The organism is Bacillus sp. NPDC060175, from assembly GCF_042728695.1.
Taxonomy (GTDB): domain Bacteria; phylum Bacillota; class Bacilli; order Bacillales; family Bacillaceae_G; genus Bacillus_A.
In genome coordinates, this window is the sequence record NZ_JBHWYR010000060.1 from 1 (window position 1) to 19,929 (window position 19,929).

The following is a 19,929-nucleotide window of genomic DNA, read 5'->3' on the forward strand; positions in this document are numbered from 1 at the left end:
ATATATGGATTCTCATATTTTTTAAGGAAATTCAAAGGATTTTGTCGTTTTTTGTTGTAATTTTCATATTATGATAAACCTAATGTTCGGAATCAGCCATTATAACAGAAAAAAATTTAAAAAACAGAATTGAATCGCATTGCTTATTTTAATATAATTTATTTGTTAATTAATAACATATTTGGGGTATGATTCTTTATTGCGGCGAGAATTCTTTTTAACATAGGGGGATTTACAGAATGTTTAAAACGGCGGAACCTGAAATGATGAATGATTTAAAAGAAACAGTTTACAAATTCTTTCCAAAAAATATTGCGAAAGAAGAAGAATTGTACGAGGAATCTAAAGAGCATAAACGATTTATAGAGCTAAAAGAAACATTTATAGAAAACAAAAGCTTTCAAAAGGAAGTTTTGTCCTTAATCGAGTCAACATTTTGCGATTATCATGTTTCAGACTATACAGATTTAAACCTATACAATTGTTTAGAGTATAACGTGTTATTAAATGGAAAAGAACCGATGTTAAATGATGATATTGATTGGATACGTGAATCAAGAGGCGAGCGTCTTGATTTAGGGGTTTTTGTTAGCTTACTTGATAAATATTATTATTACTACGTATTAAAAACAACATATGATGAAGAGTTAAGGGAATGGATTTTTGAAACAGCCGATGTAGAAATGGATAACGTTTGTAAGTTTGAAAAACTAATGAATACAAAAGGATTTGTAAGAGTAGAACGAGAGGTTGCTAGAACTGCAATTCCTGATATAGAAACGGAATGTTTACGTATGGGGGAAGTTAACGTATTTCATGCTTTATTCACGGATTCAGTTAGTGAAATATAAAATTGTTATATTTTTTTAGATTATTATTAAAAAGGTTGCGTAGGAAATAGTAGCTATTTTCTACGCAACCTTTTCGTTTTTAATGATCAAACCAATTCCAAATCTCAATATCTCCAAGAGTCGCATAACGTACGTGCGGGGAGTTTTGTAATTTTAATAACTCTTTCGACGGACCGGTAATGACAATGCCATATACTTTTACGCCGTTATCTTTTACATATTTATAACGTTTATCTAAGTTTAGTTCTTTCTCAGGAAGCGCTGCTATTTTGCTTACCGTTTTTTTATGGATAGAAAGAATACGCATCATTTCGATTACTTGATCTTCTGGTGTTTTGTGCTTGTCTGCGTTACTATCTAGGAATCTTACATGTTCTGGAAATCCTATAGCTTCCCCGCCATGTAGAATATAGTCTTCTACATTTGTTCTTTCTTGTCCTGTGTCTAAAGCGTACCATACAGGAGTTGGTGGCATTTCTTGTGCTTCAAATACACTATATAAAAGTGGCTCTAATTCTTGTAAAGTGTAAGCTTTATCAAAAGATATTGCTACTTCTGCAACGGTTCCTTCATGCACCTTTCCAAGTGTATCCCAAACCTTTTTAGATGCTTCTTTTAAATAATCACCTTGTTTTATTTTTGGGTGAACAAAGTGGATGTTCGGTTGATAGTGCATATTCATCCAAGATTGATTTGTGATATTTAAAGAAGATAAGAAGCTGCTCATTTCTATTGTACCGAGTGGCATTTCTTTTTTACCGACGGTTTTCACTAAATCAAATTGGCTGTTTGTACGAAAGAAAGCTTCTACACTTGTTCCGCCCCCCATAACGCGGCTATTTGGGATAGTTGCTTCAAGTGCAAGAGAAGGAACATCTCGTATTTCTTTTAGTCGCTTATCATTATCAGCTTGAAAATAAAAGGCAGACAATACCCCGCCGATCATATATATAACGAGGCAAATTGCTAGTATAAAACCAAACATCTGTAAACGATGTTTCCACTTAATTCTCCAAAAAGGAACTTTAAGTTCTTTTGGAGGTAATTTTTTCTTTACGGGTTCACTCTTCGTAAGAAATTCATCTAAATGAGCTTCACATTCTGCACAAGTTTCTATATGACTTTCTAACTGTTCTTGCTCATCACGTGTGAGCGTTCCTTTTTCATATTTCTCCCAAAGTTTTTTAAACTCTGCACAACCCATCTGTATCACTCCTTTATGCTTCTTGCTTCTTTTCGTCCGCGGTGTAATTCAATTTTCACTTTCGCTAACGAGAGACCGGTCATTTCTGCTATTTCCTTATAGGAGAATCCGTAGTAATCTCGTAGTAGTAACACATTTCGTCTTTCGAGCGGAAGTGAGGATATACTTTGTAACCAACTAGTAATCTCATGTTTTACGAAATAAGAGTGCTCTGTACTTGGCACGTTTGGTAAATGGAATTCTTCAATTTGCGTTGTTTTATACTTCTTTTCTTTTCGGTACCAATCAATAAAGGCATTGTAGGCAATTGTAAATAACCACGGCCTAATTTCTTCTCCTTTATAGTAGTCAATATGGACGAGCATTCGGTAAAAAGTTTCTTGCATGAGATCTTCAGCGTGGTGGGGATCTCCGGTTAGGGAGAGAAGATAGCGAAATAAATCTTGCATATGCTCTGAGTAAATTTCTTCTAATGATTGTTTGCGTTTCACTACATTTCCCTCCCTTCATACATAACAACGAAATACATATAAAAAAGTTACAATTTTTTATGGAATTATAGTAAAAAACGTCAAGAATTGGATAGGATTCTCTTTTATCATAATACATATAAGGCGGGTGAACAGAGATGGAAAGCTATGAAACACAAGTTCAAAGGTCAATTGATTATATTGAGGAAGATGTAATGGAAAAACAAACGCTGCGTAATTTAGCGCGGATTGCAGGTTTTTCTGAGTCGCATTTTCATCGTGTATTCCAGGCGTTAGTAGGTGATACGGTAATGGAGTATGTTCGAAAGAGGAGGTTAGCCCGGGCAGCTTATCAACTTTCTCATACGGATGAAAAAGTTATTGATATCGCATTTGAGCATGGCTTTCAATCTCACGAAACGTTCACGAGAGCCTTTAAAAAATTATTTCAAATGACACCGAGTGAATATCGAAAACAAGAAATTGAAACACCGATGTATTATAGAGTGAATGTAAAACAAAGAAAATTAAATCCGTATTTAGGGGGCATACAAATGGAATATCGTATTGTAAATAAACCAGAATTTTTAATGGCGGGTTATGAACTGAAGACGACAAGTAAAGAAGGAAAAAATCATCAAGATATCCCGGCCTTTTGGCAAGAATATTTACAAAAAGATCTTGGAACGACAATTCCGAATCGTAAAGATACGAGCCAATGGGTAGAACTTGGATTATGTACTGATTTTAATTTAGAAACAGGAGACTTCACTTATATTATTGGAATGGAAGTTACAGATTTTGAAAATGTACCAAATGCGATTGCCAAGCGTACATTCCCATCCGCAACGTATGCAGTATTTACAACGCCGAAAGTTCCTCATGAAGAAATGGTATCGTCTATTCACCAAACGTGGAATGCAGTGTTCTCAGAATGGTTCCCGCATTCAGGATATGAACATTGCGGAGTTACAGAGTTTGAACAATACGATGAGCGTTGCCATGCAGATAAGAGTGAGTTCGCTCAAGTTGAGCTTTGGATACCGGTGAAGAAGAAATAATAGAAAGAAAGACCGTCCAAAAGGTATTTTTGGACGGTCTTCTCTTATTAATAGGCTGCTACTATTTTCGTATTTTGTAGGTAAGTCGATATCCTTTGTCGAAACGTCGATATAATGAGAGTTGTGTACGATATAATTTCAGTTACTAGCACCCTGCTCAGAAAAGAGAAAATATAAGAAAAGGTACTTTTATATAGCACCTTTTCCTATGAACTAAACGGAAATACAAGTATAATCGTCGTTCCTTGTCCAAGCTCACTATCAATGGAAATCGTTCCGTTATGGGCATGAACGAGCTGTTTCGTAATGGCGAGGCCAAGTCCAGTTCCGATGTTGCTTTCTTCTGTATTCGTCCCTCTGTAATATCGCTCGAATAGAAGCTCTTTTGTTTTATCGTCCATTCCTTTTCCGTTATCTGAAATAGATAGTGTAAATGAATTTACATTTTGCGAAAGTTTTACGATTACGTTTGTCGTTTCATTATTATGTTTTACAGCGTTTGCGAGTAGGTTTTCGATAATACGCTGGAACCATTTTTCTTCAATGAAATATTGGATTTTGTTTGAACTTGGTACGAATTCAATATTTTGATTTTGCAGCGTTGGATTATTAATAAATTGCAGTAGTATTTTTTGAACGAATTGGTTAATTTCAACATTTACATGCTGTGCGGGAAGGGCATTATTCCTTAATTGATACGTTAAGCTTAAGTCGTCAATTAATGTAGTCATATATTGTGACTTTTCTTTCATTACAAGGCCAAATTGTTGAATATCTTGATCAGTCCAATTATACTGCTTCGATTCTAATAATAATGCATAGCCGTATATAGAACTAAGCGGTGTTTTTAAATCATGTGTTAGACCAGTAATCCATTCTTCACGTGTTTGCTGCAGTACTTGCCTCATCGCATCATTTTTTTTGAGTGTAATAGAAAGGTGCTCTAGTGAACTAGTAACATCTCTAAACAAGCGAAATGACCATTTTTCTTTACCGGATCGCCTGAATCGAACTGGTTTTCCTTTTTTACTAACAGGTTCTTCATATTTTCCACCAGCGATATTTTTAAGCCAACGCATTGCGTGTAGTAACGGTTTCCCAAACTTATTTCCGTACCAAATAGATAGAATGACTAAATAAACAAAGACGATAAGAAGGATTAATCCGCATCCGATTAGAAACTTCTTAGTAAATACATCCTCAATTTCGTCATCTGGGTAGTAGCGTTCATTTTTTGCTGTAATGACGAGAAGCTGACCACTATTTGCATCGTAAAAGCTAGACGTGTTTTCTTTATGATTCCACGGTTCTTTTTCGTTAAGAGCAGTCTGTATTGTTGAAAGTGTTTTTTTCTTTCCAGTTGGATAGGAAAAAACCTCTTCGCCATTATGATTAAATATTTGCAGTGTTGCTTTTTCTTTAGAGAGTAACTGTTTTTTTTGTTCCGTTAATGTGAATGAATCTGTAGATACAGAAGGGTGTTCTTTCTGAATGGTTTTTAATAATGCATTACTTTTTAACATACCGCCGTAAATAACAAGTACGTTCTTTTCTTCTACTTCAATTTCCCAATATGTAAATGTATAAGGGCTTTCTATATGATTCTGTATATGTGCGAGTAAAGATGTTTTTGTATAAGAAGTTGGGACATCACTTGGTGTATTAAATTGATAGAGGACTTTTCCGTTTTCTTCTACAATCTGAATCCAATCATTTTTCTCTTTAATTAAATCTTTTACTTCCGTTTTTAACGTAATATCGCCATCCTCTGAAGAGATATATCTTGAAATTGTAAAACTATCAGAATCCGGAATATTAGGTTCGTATGAAATGCTAGTAACAAGAAAAATTAAATAAGTGAAAGCAGCGACTACAGCAATAAGTAATGTAACTAAAACAAAAACGTGTTGCAGTATAAATTGGATGATAAGCCGTTTATTAAGATTCATATCGTCACCCTACTTTGTAACGAACTTATAGCCAAGTCCACGAACCGTTTTGATGTACAATGGATTACTTGGATTTTGTTCAATTTTTTCACGTAGTTTTCGAATGTGAACCATAACAGTATTGTCATCGCCATTATAGGCTGGTGCTCCCCAAACCTTTTCGTATATTTCTTCTTTCGAAAATACGTAGTTCGGATTCTCGCAAAAGAAGAGTAGTAGTTGAAACAGTTGAGCGGAACATTCGACAACGTGTCCATTTACTGTAAGTTCTGCGGAATGTTGATCAATTTCAAATCTTCCAAATGAAATGGAGTGTGCTTTTTGTTCGTGTGGTACGGTTTGTTTCATATGTCTTCGAAGTTGTGCTTTCATACGAGCTACGACTTCTAATGGATTAAATGGCTTCGTAATATAATCATCTGCACCGTATGAAAATCCAGATATTTTATCTAAATCAGATGTCTTCGCTGATAGGAAGAAAATCGGACAATCTGTTTGTTGGCGAATAATCGGACAAATATCAAAACCAGATTGTCCAGGAAGCATGACATCTAAAATAATTAAATCGTAATTGTTTTGCTTGGTGAGAGATAAAGCTAATTCAGCTGATGTTGCAGTTGTAATATGAGAAAAACCTTCTTTTTCAAGAATGGTAGTTAGTAGTTGTAAAATTGCTGTTTCATCATCGACGAGTAATATATTTGCTTGATACATAAGAATCCCCCTTAATTTCCTCGAATATCATATCATCTTTTTGTAACATATGGAATTTTTAAGGAAAATTTAAGGTTTTCTTTCACAAAAAATTAAGAATCAAATGATATGATAAAAGTAACATAGGGGAGGAGATGAGTGTGAATCCGTTTCAAATGATGCGAGCTAGATATTTTTTAATTGTATTTGCACTATTAATTTTAGTAGCGAGAAGTAGTGGGCAATTGTTAGAAAGTACATTTTATATACAAAATTCTTCTTTTATAAATATACTTATATTTTATATCCTTCCGATTGCATGGATTTTTTATGAGTATAGAAAGCACCGTGTTTCATTTTCATTATTTGTTAATAAAAATGAAACATTTAACTTGGTGCAAGTTTTGTACATCGCGATTATGCTTTGTATGTTTAGTTACGGCTATCTTATTTTGTACATGTACAGCTTTGCATGGATTACACCAGATTTTATTATGAATGCCTTGCATGAACCGATTATAGATAGTACCGGGGGATATGTATATCAATTTATTATGGTTGTATTTATCGCGCCTATTATTGGGGAATTTGTTTTTCGTGGATTTTTACTTCAGCGCTTTGCTGCGAAATGGGGAACGAGTGTAGCGATGATTGCAGTGGCACTTTTATTTGCGATATTACATGTCGATTTTCTTGGTGCCGCCGTATTTAGTATCGTATTATCAATCGTATATATTCGTACGAAAAGCTTACTCATGCCAATTGCGATACACATGTTAAACAATACATTTGTACTCTGTGCATCTTTCCTAGTAAGTAGAGAAAAGATCATGAGTTTTGCAGATTTCTCAAACTATACGACGTTCTTTCCAGGACTTATTATTTTTATAACAGGATTAAATTTAGTACTCATTTTTTTATTTGTTAACCGCAAATACTGGAGTAAAGAAGTGCCAGTTATATATACAGAGCAGGTAAAGAGTTTTGCAGATGTAGTGGGAGATAAATGAGATTAAGAAAACGTTTGAAAAAATATTGAAAGACATTATAGAGTCTACGTCTCTTACAGATATGTGTGATAAAAGCGTTTGTCATTGGTTACAACCTGTAGTAGATACGATTGTGTTTCCAGAGTATTACTTATTTTCTAGTACTCATTTAAAAGAAAATATTATTTCTCTTCTTATTGTATTAGGGATTTTAATAATATTTGGTCTTATTGTAGAAGCAATGATGAAGCGTATCTTCACAAAAAATGAAGAGAAGTATGTGTGGGTTCATAAAGTATTCGAGAAAGTAATGGGGGCTTTCCTTTTGTTTTATGGCATGAAAACAATCATTTACTTTATAGCTATGAAACATCATTAATTCGAAATTTGAAAGGAATGTATAAACTTATATGAATGAAACAATATCATCAAATAAGTTTTTTTATTTGATTTTACTTAGCATAGTGCTAATAACGACAGTAAATGTTATTCTCCGCTGGGAGGAAGCTTACTTTTTCATGTATTTAGCACTCCATTTATTAGGGGTATTATGTATAAGTGGCGGAGTAGTTGCTGAGAAAAAGCATGAAGAAAGTATTAATTATATGTGTGTGATGGGTCTTATTTTACTTTTAACTGTACAAGGTATTATGAAATATAGTTCTTTTTCTTTGCAAGATTTTAGTTTGTTAATAGATGTACTTCCTTAAGGAGAGGCTCTTTATTTTATCTAAAAGGCGGTTTGTAAGTGCATTTCTTATCCCAGATTATGAACCGAATAAAGTGTCTAAAGGTAGGTGAAACTCTTCTTATGTAGAAGAGTTTTTTTATGTAAGTAGAAGGCTCTCGAGCAATTCTCATAATAAGCTTGTTCTAATTTAGCATGTACGAACTTACAATAATAATAGACAGGCAGCATAGAGGAGGGAATAACGTGAAGAAAGTTATTGGGTGGTCGCTTTTTTTGTACGTTGGGTTTGCGTTATTTATATATTGGTATTTATTTGGATGGAATCATGAACTCATTCCGGACATGTATAAAGGAACGAGTGCAGATCCAGAAACCTTTATGAATGCGAAAGAGCTTATGTTAAGCCAAGATTATTCGCGTATGAAAAATTTACTGTACTTTTTAGCGACGCCTCTTGAATGGATTATTTTATTATTTGTACTCGTACTCGGTATTTCAAAAAAGTTTGAGAAATGGTCGAAGGAAACGACTAAAATAAGTGTCTTACAAGTTGCGATTTATTTCTTTTATTTATCATTACTTACAACGGTACTAGCATTACCGATGCAATGGATCGGCCGTAAAGTATCCGTTAATTACGGCATTTCAACGCAAAGTACACAAAGCTGGATTAAAGATCACGTCATCGATTTTTGGGTAAACTATGCGACTATGTTCCTCATTGTTACGGTTTTATTATGGCTCATCCGTAAATTCCCGAAAAGATGGTGGCTAGCAGGATGGGCACTCTCTGTTCCGTTTACGATTTTTTTAACGTTTGTGCAACCTGTTATTATTGATCCACTTTATAACGATTTCTCGACGCTGAAAAATAAAGAATTAGAAACGAAAATTTTAGCGATGGCAGACAAAGCTGACATTCCTGCTAAACACGTATATGAAGTAAATATGTCAAAAAAAACGAATTCGTTAAATGCATATGTAACAGGAATTGGTCTTAACTCGCGTATTGTAATGTGGGATACAACGCTTAAGCAATTAAAAGATAAAGAGATTTTATTTATAATGGCCCATGAAATGGGACATTATGTTATGAAACATATATATTGGGGCGTTGCTAGTTATGTCTTGTTATCGTTTGTAGGTATGTATTTAATTAGTCGTATTTTAAATATGTGTATTCGAAAATGGGGAGATACGCTGCAAATTTCAAAAGTGGCATGTTTCTCAATTTTACCTTTGTTTTTCTTAATTTCCTCGTTATTATCTTTTGCATCACAGCCAGCAACAAACTATGTTTCACGTATAGAAGAACGCGCGGCAGATCAATATGCTTTAGATATGACGAAAGATGGAAAATCAGGTGTGAAAACATTTCAATATTTATCAAAAACGAGCTTAAGCCAAGTGAATCCGCCTGCGTTAGTGAAGTTTTTCTTATATACACATCCACCAATTTTCGAAAGAATTCATACGTTTGAACAATATGAAAAACAGAAAAAATAAAGAAAGAAGTAGCGATTATGCTACTTCTTTCTTTTATAAAAATATAGGTTTGAGAATGGGAATATTTATCATTGCTTTTTATTGTGATTTTGTAAATAATAAACTATAAAATTCTAAAAATCTATATATAAAGGAATAAAGGTGGAAAAATGTATTTTTTACAAAATTTAAAAGTGAAATATAAATTGTTCTCGCTTATCTCATTAGCAGTTTTGGGAATGATAACTATGAGTTGTGTAGCAGTTAATTCAATTAATCAGATTAAGTATGATACGGAAATTGTCGTAGATGATTATCAAAATTCAGCAATTTTATTAGAAGGGATGCTTCGTACACAAAATTCACTAGAATATAACTTACTAGAATTAATTACAGTGTCACAAAATGAGGGGACAAATAAAGAGGGGATTATTGGTAATGTTGAAAAGGATCTAAAGAAATATGATTCTTTATTAAAAGAATATGATGATGGCGTTAATTTAAGTAAGCAAGAGGATGAACTGTTTCAGAAGATGAAGAAATCTTTGCCAAGTTATATGGATACATATAAAAAGTTGTTTGAAAAAGCGAAGGTGACAAACGAACCCCAGCTGGTAAACGAATTTCATAAGGAATTAAAACCAAAGGGAGTAGAGTTAGCTAGTTATGCGGTAGATCTAGAAGCATATGTTTCAAACTTAGCTGATCAAGTATTTAAAGATTCTCAAAAAATGATAGATCAGTCCGTTATTACTTTTATCATTCTTGCAGTAGTTACTACAATCGTTATATGTATAGTAAGTTATATTATTAGCAAGCTTATAGTTGCTCCTTTACAAACGGTTAGTCGTATGATGGAAAGAGCAAAAGAAGGAGATCTAACTGTATATGGTGATTATAATGCTAAAGATGAATTGGGCTTATTAGTAAGTGATTTTAACGAGATGATTGCAGGGCTAAGAGCAAATATGCAAGAAGTAGATAATAATATTCAGCTTTTATTCCAACATACAGACGGAGTAGTATCTGCATCGGAAGTATCTAGTGGTGCAGCGAAGAAAATCACTATAGATATTGAAGAAGTTGCAAATGGTGCAGAGAGTCAAATGCAAGCAATGGAGCAAACTGCGGGTGCGATGGAAGAGTTGACACAAGGAATGCAGAGTATAGTGAATACATCATCCTCTGTAAATGAATTGTCTGCTCAATCAGCATTAGATGCAGAGAGTGGTAACAAATTAATGAAACAAATGATTCAACAGATGGATACAATCCAAAATTCAGTACATAGCGGTGTCAAACAAGTTGAGACTATGAAGGAACAATCAGAAGAGATTGTTAAAATTATTGATGTTATGCAAGGTATTACCTCTCAGATTAACTTATTAGCATTAAATGCCGCAATTGAGGCTGCACGTGCTGGAGAAAGTGGTAGAGGATTTGCAATTGTGGCAGATGAAGTAAGAAAATTAGCAGAACAATCTAGTGATTCTGCAAAACAAATTGAGAAACTTATTATTCAAGTTATGGGAACAACGAACCATACGGTAGACATGATGGGGAAAGTAGATAATGAGGTACAGGCAGGTACACAAGTAGTGATGAATACAGAAAAAGTATTTGGAAAAATCACTGAAAAAGTGCAGCAAGTATCTAATCAAATTCAAACTGTATCTATGTCTACAGATGAAATTGCAGCGAGTAGTGAGGAGATTTCTGCTTCTGCAGAAGACATGGCTCAAATTTCTCAAAGATCATCTGATCGAACTGATAGGGTAAAAGAGTCTATTCATCAGCAAGAAAAATCAGTTCAAGAAATCTCAGTTTCAATTGAGCATCTGCATAGCGTAGCAGGAGGATTAAAGCAGATTGTTTCACAATTTACTCTTCAAAAATAGTATATTTAAGTTTATATATAGTGAAATTCCTCTGAATAAATAATAGAAAAATCATCCTTTATAAGAAATAAAGGATGATTTTTCTATTATGAAGATTTGGTGTGAATTCTACTTTTTACATTCTATTTTTTTACAGTTTTTCAATTGTGATATATAATGATATGTAATATTTTTAGAATTTTTAGTTTATAAATAGATGATTGTAGGGGGAGGAGAAAATTGTTTCATTCAAAATCAATGCCGGCTATAAAAATGATCCTTTCGATGTCTATTTTCGGATCGATTGGATTTTTTTCTGTCCAAACGGGTTTACCATCTTTTGAATTAGTATTTATTCGGTGTATTTGTGCGACTTTATTTTTAACGCTATGTTGGTTTGCAACAGGACAATATAAAAATGAGAAATGGAATAAAAAAGAAATTGTACAAATATTAGCGTGTGGCGTATTTCTCGTTTTTAACTGGGTGTTTTTATTTAAAGCGTTTGAAGTCATGTCGATTACAATTGCGATTTCTGTGTATCATCTTGCACCGATCATCGTATTAATGATTGGTAGTATTGTATTTAAAGAGAGATTAACAGCATTTGCGGTGCTGTCCATTGTCATATGTTTCATCGGTACAGTTTTAATAGCTGGAGTAGATGGCAATGTGTCGCTTGAGAAATTAATGTCATCTGGAATGGTGTGGGCGCTTCTTGCAGCTTTATTTTATGCATTTACAACGTTGCTCGGAAAAGGAATTAAGCATACGAGTGCATATGCGATGACATTTTTACAAACGTTTTTAGGTATATTTTTATTGCTACCATTCGTAGACTTCGGGAAGTTTCAAGGATTAACAGAGATGAACTGGATGATGATCACAGCAACAGGACTTATACATACGGGATTTGTATATTACTTATTTTTTGACAGTTTAAGAGATTTATCGACGAGATTAATTTCGGTATTAGTGTTTTTAGATCCTGCGGTTGCAATACTGTTAGATACAGTCTTTACCGGATTTAGACCGACTAGTATGCAAGTAGTGGGGATTATCCTTATATTGGTAGGAATGGCATTTACTTTCTGGAAGCCGAGAGATGAAAGAGTGAAAGTGTACTCAGAAGCATAATATTTACCGGGATTAAAAGTATCTACGTCATTAACGTTAATAGGTGGAATGTTTTTTAGTGCAAATGGACAATATTTGCACTTTTTTTGTCTGAAAAATGAAGTTTTTATAAGCAAAGGATTTAATGAAAATCTTATAGAATATGTTAGTGTACAACATTGTAATTCCTTTGAAACTGAAGAAGGATTTACAGAGTGTACGTCATAATAATTTGTCTATGATTCGGTATACCAATTGAAATGAGGACGGATTTGCTTCCCTTTAGTAGTAATCTTCAAAATAATAGATGTTAAAAATGAATGTATTACATGAGATTTGCAAATACAGCATATGTAATATGGAAAAAGAATGTAGTCTATTATTTTCCATTTTAATGAAATGGAAATGAAGGAGAGAGGGCAATGAAGAAAAGAATGTTGCGTATAATGACGGCAGCGACTATTATGGGTGGTTTATTATTAAATGCAAATGTTCCTAATATAAAAGCAGAAGAGTATCCAGAAATGATTGTATTTGATGATGTTCCAGTAGACTATTGGGCATATGAATATATTATAGACGTCGCATATAATAAAGTTATGCTAGGTTATGGAAATGGGAAATTTGGTGTTGGCGATAATGTAACGCGAGAACAAGTGGCGGCAGTACTGTATCGCGCACTTAATATAAAACATGAAGGAGCGTTACATAATCCGTATAAAGATATTTCTGAAAAATCAACAATGTTTCCAAAGGAAATTTTAACATTAACAGAACATGGTATTTTTAAAGGTGATGAGAAGGGGAATTTCAGACCGAGGGAAACGATAACACGTGCAGAAGTAGCACAAGCCCTTACACGAGCATTTTCATTTGAAGTGAAGAAGAAACATACATTTACAGATGTACCAAATAATTATTGGGCAAAAAATGCAATTAGTGCATTGCAATCTAATAATGTCATAATAGGAACAGGGAATGGAAAATTTGAACCAAATAAATTTGTAACACGTGAGCAATATGCAGCATTTTTATATAAGGCTATTATTAATTTTCATTTGAAAGATGAGAAGTATTAAGCGGAAATTCAAAAGTTGTTTAATAGTAAGGTGAAAATATTTTAATTATAGTAATATGTTATTTTGAAAAAAGTGCAAAAGTTTTGCGCTTTTTTTATGTAATCAATGTATATTTATTCATTTTAATGCAAAACATAAATTTACCAAAAATGAAAAAAATAGGTGTGTTAAAGTGACAATTCATAAGAAAAAGATATTATTTAGTAACTTTATTATCAACGAAGTGTAAAGGAAAGTATGTGAAAAAATGTTCACAAATTAGACAAAACTTATATAAATAAGTATATTGATACTTTTTTATTAATTCTTTATAGTAGAAAAAAAGTATGTTTTTAGGGGGAAAATACGGTGAAGAAAAAGTTTTTAAAAATAGCAACGGCTTTAACAATTATGGGTGGAGTTGTATTAAGTGCAGAAGGTACTAAAGTAAATGCTGAAGTAGTTGTGAAGCAACAACAGGCAAATTCTGTTGTATTTAAAGATGTACCCAAAGGTCATTGGTCTTCTGAAGCTATTCACACTCTAGCAGGCTGGGGAATCATTAATGGTTATGGAGATGGGAAGTTTGGTTTTGGTGATAATGTAACACGTGAGCAAGTAGCGGCTTTAATTTATCGTACGATTGATTTTAGCGACGTGTTTGAGGAAGGCGACGTACTTGAGAATCCATACAAAGATATTAATGAAAACTCAACAATGTTCATAGAAGAAATTTTAGTATTAACAGAAGTAGGTATCTTAAAAGGTGATGGAACTGGGAACTTTAGACCGAAGGATACGCTAACACGTGCGGAAATGGCACAGGTTCTTACGAATGCTTTTCAATTAGAAGCAAAGGGACCTCATACTTTTAATGATGTTCCAGCAGATTCATGGGCAAAAAATGCAATTAGCGCAATACAAACAAATAATATTACAAATGGAATAGGAGAAAATAAATTTGGTCCGTCTATGAGTGTAAAGCGTGAACAATATGCAACATTCTTATATAGAGCAATTTTAAATGATGAGCAACAATAATTTATAAAAGGAGCTGGTGTTATACAACACCAGCTCTTTTTTTGCTTGAAATAAATATATCTTTGGAAAAAATCTGTTAAATTTTCAAAAAAAACTTCCTTTTCTGAAGATTTGTTATATAATATAAAACATAAAATCAAATCTGTTATAAAACAGTTTAAGAAGGGGATGCTAATATGTCGACGCAAACTTCACGGGTTACATTGCCTGGAGAAATGTTACCAGCGTACAACGAAATATTGACACCTGAGGCGCTTAGTTTTTTAAAGGAACTACATGAAAATTTCAATGAACGCCGCACGGAACTTTTACAACAGCGTGTGGAGAAACAAAAAAGAATTGATGCAGGGGAGTTTCCTAAGTTTTTAGAAGAAACAAAGCATATACGTGAAGGGGATTGGACAATTGCCCAGCTTCCAAAAGATTTAGAGGATCGCCGCGTGGAGATTACTGGACCGGTGGATAGAAAGATGGTCATTAACGCTTTGAATTCAGGAGCACATCTTTTTATGGCAGACTTTGAAGATTCGAATGCACCAACTTGGAGAAATGCTGTCGAAGGTCAAATTAACTTACGAGATGCGAGTAAGGGAACGATTTCACATAAAAATGAAAACGGAAAAGAATATCGTTTAAATAGTAAAACAGCTGTATTAATTGTGCGTCCGAGAGGGTGGCATTTAGAAGAAAGACATATGCAAGTTGACGGTAAGAACATGTCTGGCAGTTTAGTAGATTTTGGCTTGTACTTTTTCCATAATGCGAAGGTGCTTTTAGCAAAAGGAAGTGGCCCGTACTTTTACTTACCGAAAATGGAAAGTTACTTAGAGGCAAGATTATGGAATGATGTTTTCGTATTTGCTCAAAAGTATATCGGCATTCCGAACGGAACGATTAAAGCTACGGTATTAATAGAAACGATTCATGCTTCATTTGAAATGGATGAAATTCTGTATGAACTAAGAGATCATTCTGCTGGTTTAAACTGCGGGCGATGGGATTATATATTTAGTTTCTTAAAGAGCTTCCGTAATCATAATACTTTTTTACTTCCGGATAGAGCGCAAGTCACGATGACAGCGCCGTTTATGCGCGCGTATTCTTTGAAAGTTATTCAAACGTGTCATCGCCGTAATGCGCCGGCAATTGGAGGAATGGCAGCGCAAATTCCAATTAAAAATGATCCAGAAGCAAATGAGGCGGCTTTCGAGAAAGTGCGTGCTGATAAGGAGCGCGAAGCTTTAGACGGTCATGACGGGACTTGGGTTGCCCACCCGGGACTTGTACCGGTTGCAATGGAAGTATTTAATCACATAATGAAAACGCCAAATCAAATTTTTAGAAAGCGTGAAGAAATACATGTAACAGAAAAGGATTTATTAGAAGTACCGATGGGAACGATTACAGAAGGTGGCCTTCGCACAAATATTAATGTCGGTATTCAATATATTGCATCTTGGTTAAGCGGGAGAGGAGCAGCTCCAATTTATAACTTAATGGAAGATGCGGCAACAGCGGAAATATCAAGAGCACAAGTATGGCAGTGGATTCGTCATGAGGGTGGAAAGCTAAGTGATGGCCGTAATATCACTTTTAAATTGATGGAAGAATTGAAAGAAGAAGAACTCGCAAAAATAGAAAGAGAGATTGGTAAGGAAGCGTTTAAGAAAGGGAGATTTGAAGAAGCTACAAAACTGTTTACAAACCTTGTTCGTAATAACGAGTTCATGCCGTTTTTAACATTACCTGGTTATGAAATTTTATAAGAAACAAGAAAAGGGGATGGAACATATGAAAAACGAAAGAATTGATAAATTGCAGGAAAGCTGGGAATTAGATACGCGCTGGAAAGGAATCACACGTCCATATACAGCTGAAGATGTAATTCGTCTGCGTGGATCGATTGATATTGAACATACGTTAGCGCGCTGCGGTGCAGAGAAGCTTTGGAAATCACTTCATACAGAAGATTATATTAATGCACTTGGGGCATTAACAGGAAACCAAGCGATGCAACAAGTGAAGGCTGGATTAAAAGCAATTTATTTAAGTGGTTGGCAAGTAGCAGCAGATGCGAACCTTTCCGGACATATGTATCCTGATCAAAGCTTATACCCAGCGAACAGTGTACCGGCTGTTGTAAAACGAATTAACCAAACACTTCAACGTGCTGATCAAATTCAGCATATGGAAGGTAGCGGTGATACAGATTATTTTGTCCCAATTGTGGCGGATGCTGAAGCTGGATTTGGTGGACAATTAAACGTATTTGAACTAATGAAAGGAATGATTGAAGCGGGTGCATCTGGCGTGCATTTTGAAGACCAATTATCTTCAGAGAAAAAATGCGGGCATTTAGGCGGAAAAGTATTATTACCGACGCAAACAGCGGTGCGTAATTTAATTTCGGCACGTCTTGCTGCGGATGTAATGGGTGTACCAACAATTATCGTCGCAAGAACAGATGCAGATGCGGCAGATTTAATTACGAGCGATATCGATCCAGTTGATCAAGAGTTTATTACAGGTGAAAGAACGCCAGAAGGGTTTTATCGTACGAAAGCAGGTCTTGATCAAGCAATTGCACGTGGTTTAGCGTATGCGCCGTATGCAGATCTCGTTTGGTGTGAAACGTCGGAGCCAAATTTAGAAGATGCAAAACGCTTTGCGGACGCAATTCATAAGAAATATCCAGGTAAGCTACTCGCTTACAACTGTTCTCCTTCATTTAACTGGAAACAAAAACTAGATGAAAAAACGATTGCAAGCTTCCAAAAAGAAATTGCATCGTACGGTTATAAATTCCAGTTCGTAACGCTTGCTGGATTCCATTCATTAAATTACGGCATGTTTGAATTAGCGCGTGGTTATAAAGAGCGCGGCATGGCAGCGTACTCTGAATTACAACAAGCAGAGTTCGCAGCAGAAAAAGATGGTTACTCTGCAACGCGCCATCAACGCGAAGTAGGAACAGGATACTTTGATGAAGTAGCACAAGTAATTACGGGCGGTACTTCATCAACGACTGCTCTAAAAGGATCCACAGAAGAAGAACAGTTTACGAAATAATGATAGAAGTAGGTGCCTGTTATAGGCATCTGCTTCTATTTAAAATATCCAATCTAATATAGTGAATATACCAACGATAGCAGTAAAAAGAAGGAATGCGAATAATGCTAGACAGCCCCATGTAAATAGTTTGTCTTTCCATGTTTCTTCATAATCATCAATTAGTTCCTCTACCACTTTTTTCTGCAATGGCTGTAAAGGATGTTCGGTGTATAGTCCTGTAATAATGTTATGATCTCCTTTGAATTTTAAAGCACGTACAATATGATAAGAGTCGTTTCCCATCGATTTTTCAAATTGTAGACATGCCGCGTGCATAACATCTGTTTTCTCTTTTTCAAGATACCAATACCGTCCAGCCATTTCTGGGTATTGTAATGTAAAGTAAATATCACCGAGCTTTTTTCTAAGTGCTAATTCATTCGGATAAGTAGCGATTAATCCGTGTAATCTATCTTTTGCTTTTCCAAGATTGTTATTTTCAATATCTTTTTCAATTCTCTTTAATGTTTTTTCAGGGATTATTTCTGTCATATACGCCTCCTTATTAGAATAGGTGTGGTTATATTGTATAAGAAATACTAAAATTTAGAAATTTTATTTTCAAAAAGGATTGTACATTCTATTTTAAGTATGCTATGATAATACCAGTTGAATAATTAAATTAAGCAATCCATATATTATCAAGTGCCGAAAACAAACGGGGAAAAGTATGTGAGAACTAGTTTATGTTTCGAATTTGATAATGTGTGGATTCTTTTTTTATACATGAAGACTAAATAAAATGTATTTTCGTAGGAGGAAATAATTATGACAGTTACAGGACAAGTAAAATGGTTTAACAACGAAAAAGGCTTCGGTTTCATCGAAGTTCCAGGCGAAAACGATGTATTCGTACATTTCTCTGCAATCGAAACTGAAGGTTTCAAATCTTTAGAAGAAGGTCAAAAAGTTAGCTTCGAAATCGAAGAAGGCAACCGTGGACCTCAAGCTAAAAACGTAATCAAACTATAATTTTATAGTTTATTATAGAAAAAAGGATGGCTTATGCCATCCTTTTTTTTGTTGAATATGAAGAACAATGAACTGGATAATCAGTATGTAAAAAGGCTTTCCGTAAAGGAAGGCCTTTTAGTGTTCTTTCACAGCTTTTTTCTTTTCGCGGTTCTTACATTCTGGACATTTAGATTTACGAAAAGGTTTCGCGAAGAACAGTAAAATAAAAAATAAACCGAATATAATACTCGCTGAATTTTTTACGATAACAATGCTACTATTTTTCATTTGAATTGTTGGATGATCTTGCTTTTCTTCCATGAGAGACCTCCGTATATTTGATTTATATTTGATTTATATTTTAATTATAGCAAAATTAATCTCTGTAATTATATGGGAAATGTAATGTGTTAAACATATTATAAATGATATAAATTCTTTTTTCGTATATAGAATCCTCTTTTTATATACTTAACTCCTTTATTATTATTAATGGATTTATAGTATGGTTGATTTATTATAAGTATTTGTAAAGAATCGTAGAATGTAAACCATTTCCTTTTCGTAGATGCTACTATAAAAGGGAAATAAAGAAGGAAAATTAAACAGCGATCGAAAATTTAAAAAAGAGAGGTGAAAAATCTGTTACTAACAAAAGTGCGAGTATAGATAAAAATATTCTTAGTGTGCAAAAACTACATACTCTAAGGATATACATTTGTTTATATTTTTAGTAGCAGACAGTAGACTATGGAAAGTAAAGTAGAACGTTACGTCGAAAACTATGTTGTAAGCAAAAACACAATGGCCTTACTTCCTGTTGTTCTAGGAGAAAAGAAAGTTGTTACGCGAATTGTTGAAATGGAAGATTCTTTTTTCGTATTTCAAAAGCCTCTTGATATTATAGAGAGAAGTTGCCGGAAACACGGTTCTAGTTTCTTTGGAAGAAAAGAAGGAACGAAGGAATTAACTCGTATTACACATAAAGCTCCTATCGCAATTAGCCCGACAGATCAACTTTATTTTTTCCCTACGTATTCTTATTCTCGAAAAGAGTGTGCGTGGTTGTCTCATTTTCATATTGAAGGTAATAAAGAATTAAAAGATGGAAATCTTATTATTAGATTTATAAATGGTTTCGCTGTGAAACTAGAAATGTCAAAAAGTAGCTTTGAAAATCAGCAAAATCGTACAGCGAAATTGCGGACAGAATATGAAGACCGTAAGAAAAAACAAGGGAACCCTTGCTTTAAAGAGATTGATAAAAATGAAGAATCTAAATTAACACCAGCATATGAGAAAGTGTATTTTGTGAAGGAAGGCGAAGTGTGAGAGGATGGGGAGACCCCCATCCTTTTTATTTGTCCGTTTTTGTCGGA

At 34.2% G+C, this 19,929-nt stretch carries 20 protein-coding genes and 1 pseudogene; 15 read left to right on the plus strand and 6 right to left on the minus strand.

Going from position 1 to position 19,929, the window contains the following annotated elements; genetic code table 11:
• The first annotated feature begins 239 nt into the window (after window positions 1–239).
• On the plus strand, window positions 240–851 hold the full coding sequence (locus tag ACFWDE_RS23260; RefSeq protein ID WP_377894989.1) for a hypothetical protein: 612 nt from the start codon (window positions 240–242) through the stop codon (window positions 849–851).
• 79 nt (window positions 852–930) lie between these two features.
• Here the strand turns inward: ACFWDE_RS23260 and ACFWDE_RS23265 are convergent, their stop codons facing one another.
• Window positions 931–2,055 (minus strand): anti-sigma factor, encoded by a 1,125-nt coding sequence (locus ACFWDE_RS23265; RefSeq protein WP_377894991.1) that lies wholly within the window; start codon window positions 2,053–2,055, stop codon window positions 931–933.
• A 5-nt stretch (window positions 2,056–2,060) separates the two neighbouring features.
• Complete coding sequence (locus tag ACFWDE_RS23270; protein WP_377894992.1) at window positions 2,061–2,546, minus strand: RNA polymerase sigma factor; 486 nt, start codon at window positions 2,544–2,546, stop codon at window positions 2,061–2,063.
• A gap of 137 nt (window positions 2,547–2,683) precedes the next feature.
• Here ACFWDE_RS23270 and ACFWDE_RS23275 point away from each other — a divergent pair, with 137 nt between their 5' ends.
• Window positions 2,684–3,586 carry an AraC family transcriptional regulator gene (locus tag ACFWDE_RS23275; RefSeq protein WP_377894993.1) on the plus strand — a complete coding sequence of 301 codons (903 nt, stop codon included), beginning with the start codon at window positions 2,684–2,686 and terminating at the stop codon, window positions 3,584–3,586.
• A gap of 206 nt (window positions 3,587–3,792) precedes the next feature.
• Here ACFWDE_RS23275 and ACFWDE_RS23280 read toward each other — a convergent pair whose 3' ends face one another.
• Both ACFWDE_RS23280 and ACFWDE_RS23285 read right to left on the minus strand, forming a co-directional pair.
• Window positions 3,793–5,535: an ATP-binding response regulator gene (locus ACFWDE_RS23280; RefSeq protein ID WP_377894995.1), complete on the minus strand. Its 1,743-nt coding sequence runs from the start codon at window positions 5,533–5,535 to the stop codon at window positions 3,793–3,795.
• Between the two features lie 9 nt (window positions 5,536–5,544).
• A complete protein-coding gene (locus tag ACFWDE_RS23285; protein ID WP_377894997.1) occupies window positions 5,545–6,249 on the minus strand; it encodes a response regulator transcription factor in 705 nt (234 codons plus the stop codon).
• A gap of 140 nt (window positions 6,250–6,389) precedes the next feature.
• On the opposite strand from ACFWDE_RS23285, the gene ACFWDE_RS23290 reads away from it, so the two are divergent.
• The 10 genes from ACFWDE_RS23290 to aceA all read left to right on the plus strand — a co-directional run bounded on the left by ACFWDE_RS23290 (window position 6,390) and on the right by aceA (window position 17,554).
• The gene (locus ACFWDE_RS23290) at window positions 6,390–7,238 is read left to right on the plus strand and encodes a CPBP family intramembrane glutamic endopeptidase (RefSeq protein ID WP_377894999.1); all 849 of its coding nucleotides are present in this window, start codon (window positions 6,390–6,392) and stop codon (window positions 7,236–7,238) included.
• A gap of 1 nt (window position 7,239) precedes the next feature.
• Complete coding sequence (locus ACFWDE_RS23295) at window positions 7,240–7,596, plus strand: hypothetical protein (RefSeq protein ID WP_193665247.1); 357 nt, start codon at window positions 7,240–7,242, stop codon at window positions 7,594–7,596.
• A gap of 31 nt (window positions 7,597–7,627) precedes the next feature.
• The gene (locus ACFWDE_RS23300) at window positions 7,628–7,927 is read left to right on the plus strand and encodes a hypothetical protein (RefSeq protein ID WP_377895000.1); all 300 of its coding nucleotides are present in this window, start codon (window positions 7,628–7,630) and stop codon (window positions 7,925–7,927) included.
• Window positions 7,928–8,151: 224 nt separating this feature from the next.
• Complete coding sequence (locus tag ACFWDE_RS23305) at window positions 8,152–9,414, plus strand: M48 family metallopeptidase (RefSeq protein WP_377895002.1); 1,263 nt, start codon at window positions 8,152–8,154, stop codon at window positions 9,412–9,414.
• A 149-nt stretch (window positions 9,415–9,563) separates the two neighbouring features.
• A complete protein-coding gene (locus ACFWDE_RS23310) occupies window positions 9,564–11,291 on the plus strand; it encodes a methyl-accepting chemotaxis protein (protein WP_377895004.1) in 1,728 nt (575 codons plus the stop codon).
• A 219-nt stretch (window positions 11,292–11,510) separates the two neighbouring features.
• Window positions 11,511–12,407, plus strand: a complete 897-nt coding sequence (locus ACFWDE_RS23315; protein WP_377895006.1) for a DMT family transporter — start codon at window positions 11,511–11,513, stop codon at window positions 12,405–12,407.
• A gap of 401 nt (window positions 12,408–12,808) precedes the next feature.
• Window positions 12,809–13,465 (plus strand): S-layer homology domain-containing protein, encoded by a 657-nt coding sequence (locus tag ACFWDE_RS23320; RefSeq protein WP_377895008.1) that lies wholly within the window; start codon window positions 12,809–12,811, stop codon window positions 13,463–13,465.
• A gap of 348 nt (window positions 13,466–13,813) precedes the next feature.
• Window positions 13,814–14,485, plus strand: a complete 672-nt coding sequence (locus tag ACFWDE_RS23325) for an S-layer homology domain-containing protein (protein WP_002149917.1) — start codon at window positions 13,814–13,816, stop codon at window positions 14,483–14,485.
• Between the two features lie 176 nt (window positions 14,486–14,661).
• On the plus strand, window positions 14,662–16,251 hold the full coding sequence (aceB, locus tag ACFWDE_RS23330; RefSeq protein ID WP_377895010.1) for a malate synthase A: 1,590 nt from the start codon (window positions 14,662–14,664) through the stop codon (window positions 16,249–16,251).
• 25 nt (window positions 16,252–16,276) lie between these two features.
• On the plus strand, window positions 16,277–17,554 hold the full coding sequence (gene aceA / locus ACFWDE_RS23335; protein WP_002149914.1) for an isocitrate lyase: 1,278 nt from the start codon (window positions 16,277–16,279) through the stop codon (window positions 17,552–17,554).
• Between the two features lie 39 nt (window positions 17,555–17,593).
• Here aceA and ACFWDE_RS23340 read toward each other — a convergent pair whose 3' ends face one another.
• The gene (locus ACFWDE_RS23340; protein WP_377895012.1) at window positions 17,594–18,088 is read right to left on the minus strand and encodes a DUF6584 family protein; all 495 of its coding nucleotides are present in this window, start codon (window positions 18,086–18,088) and stop codon (window positions 17,594–17,596) included.
• 276 nt (window positions 18,089–18,364) lie between these two features.
• Here ACFWDE_RS23340 and cspA point away from each other — a divergent pair, with 276 nt between their 5' ends.
• Window positions 18,365–18,568 (plus strand): RNA chaperone/antiterminator CspA, encoded by a 204-nt coding sequence (gene cspA, locus ACFWDE_RS23345; protein ID WP_000218989.1) that lies wholly within the window; start codon window positions 18,365–18,367, stop codon window positions 18,566–18,568.
• A gap of 117 nt (window positions 18,569–18,685) precedes the next feature.
• On the opposite strand, the gene ACFWDE_RS23350 is transcribed toward cspA, so the two are convergent.
• Window positions 18,686–18,871, minus strand: coding sequence for a hypothetical protein (locus ACFWDE_RS23350; protein ID WP_377895014.1), 186 nt, complete (start codon window positions 18,869–18,871; stop codon window positions 18,686–18,688).
• A 293-nt stretch (window positions 18,872–19,164) separates the two neighbouring features.
• Here ACFWDE_RS23350 and ACFWDE_RS23355 point away from each other — a divergent pair.
• Together ACFWDE_RS23355 and ACFWDE_RS23360 are read left to right on the plus strand one after the other, a co-directional pair.
• Window positions 19,165–19,251 (plus strand): annotated as a pseudogene (locus ACFWDE_RS23355) (RNA-guided endonuclease TnpB family protein); the annotation flags it as partial.
• Window positions 19,252–19,300: 49 nt separating this feature from the next.
• The gene (locus ACFWDE_RS23360; protein WP_002149910.1) at window positions 19,301–19,882 is read left to right on the plus strand and encodes a competence protein ComK; all 582 of its coding nucleotides are present in this window, start codon (window positions 19,301–19,303) and stop codon (window positions 19,880–19,882) included.
• Window positions 19,883–19,929 lie beyond the last annotated feature (47 nt).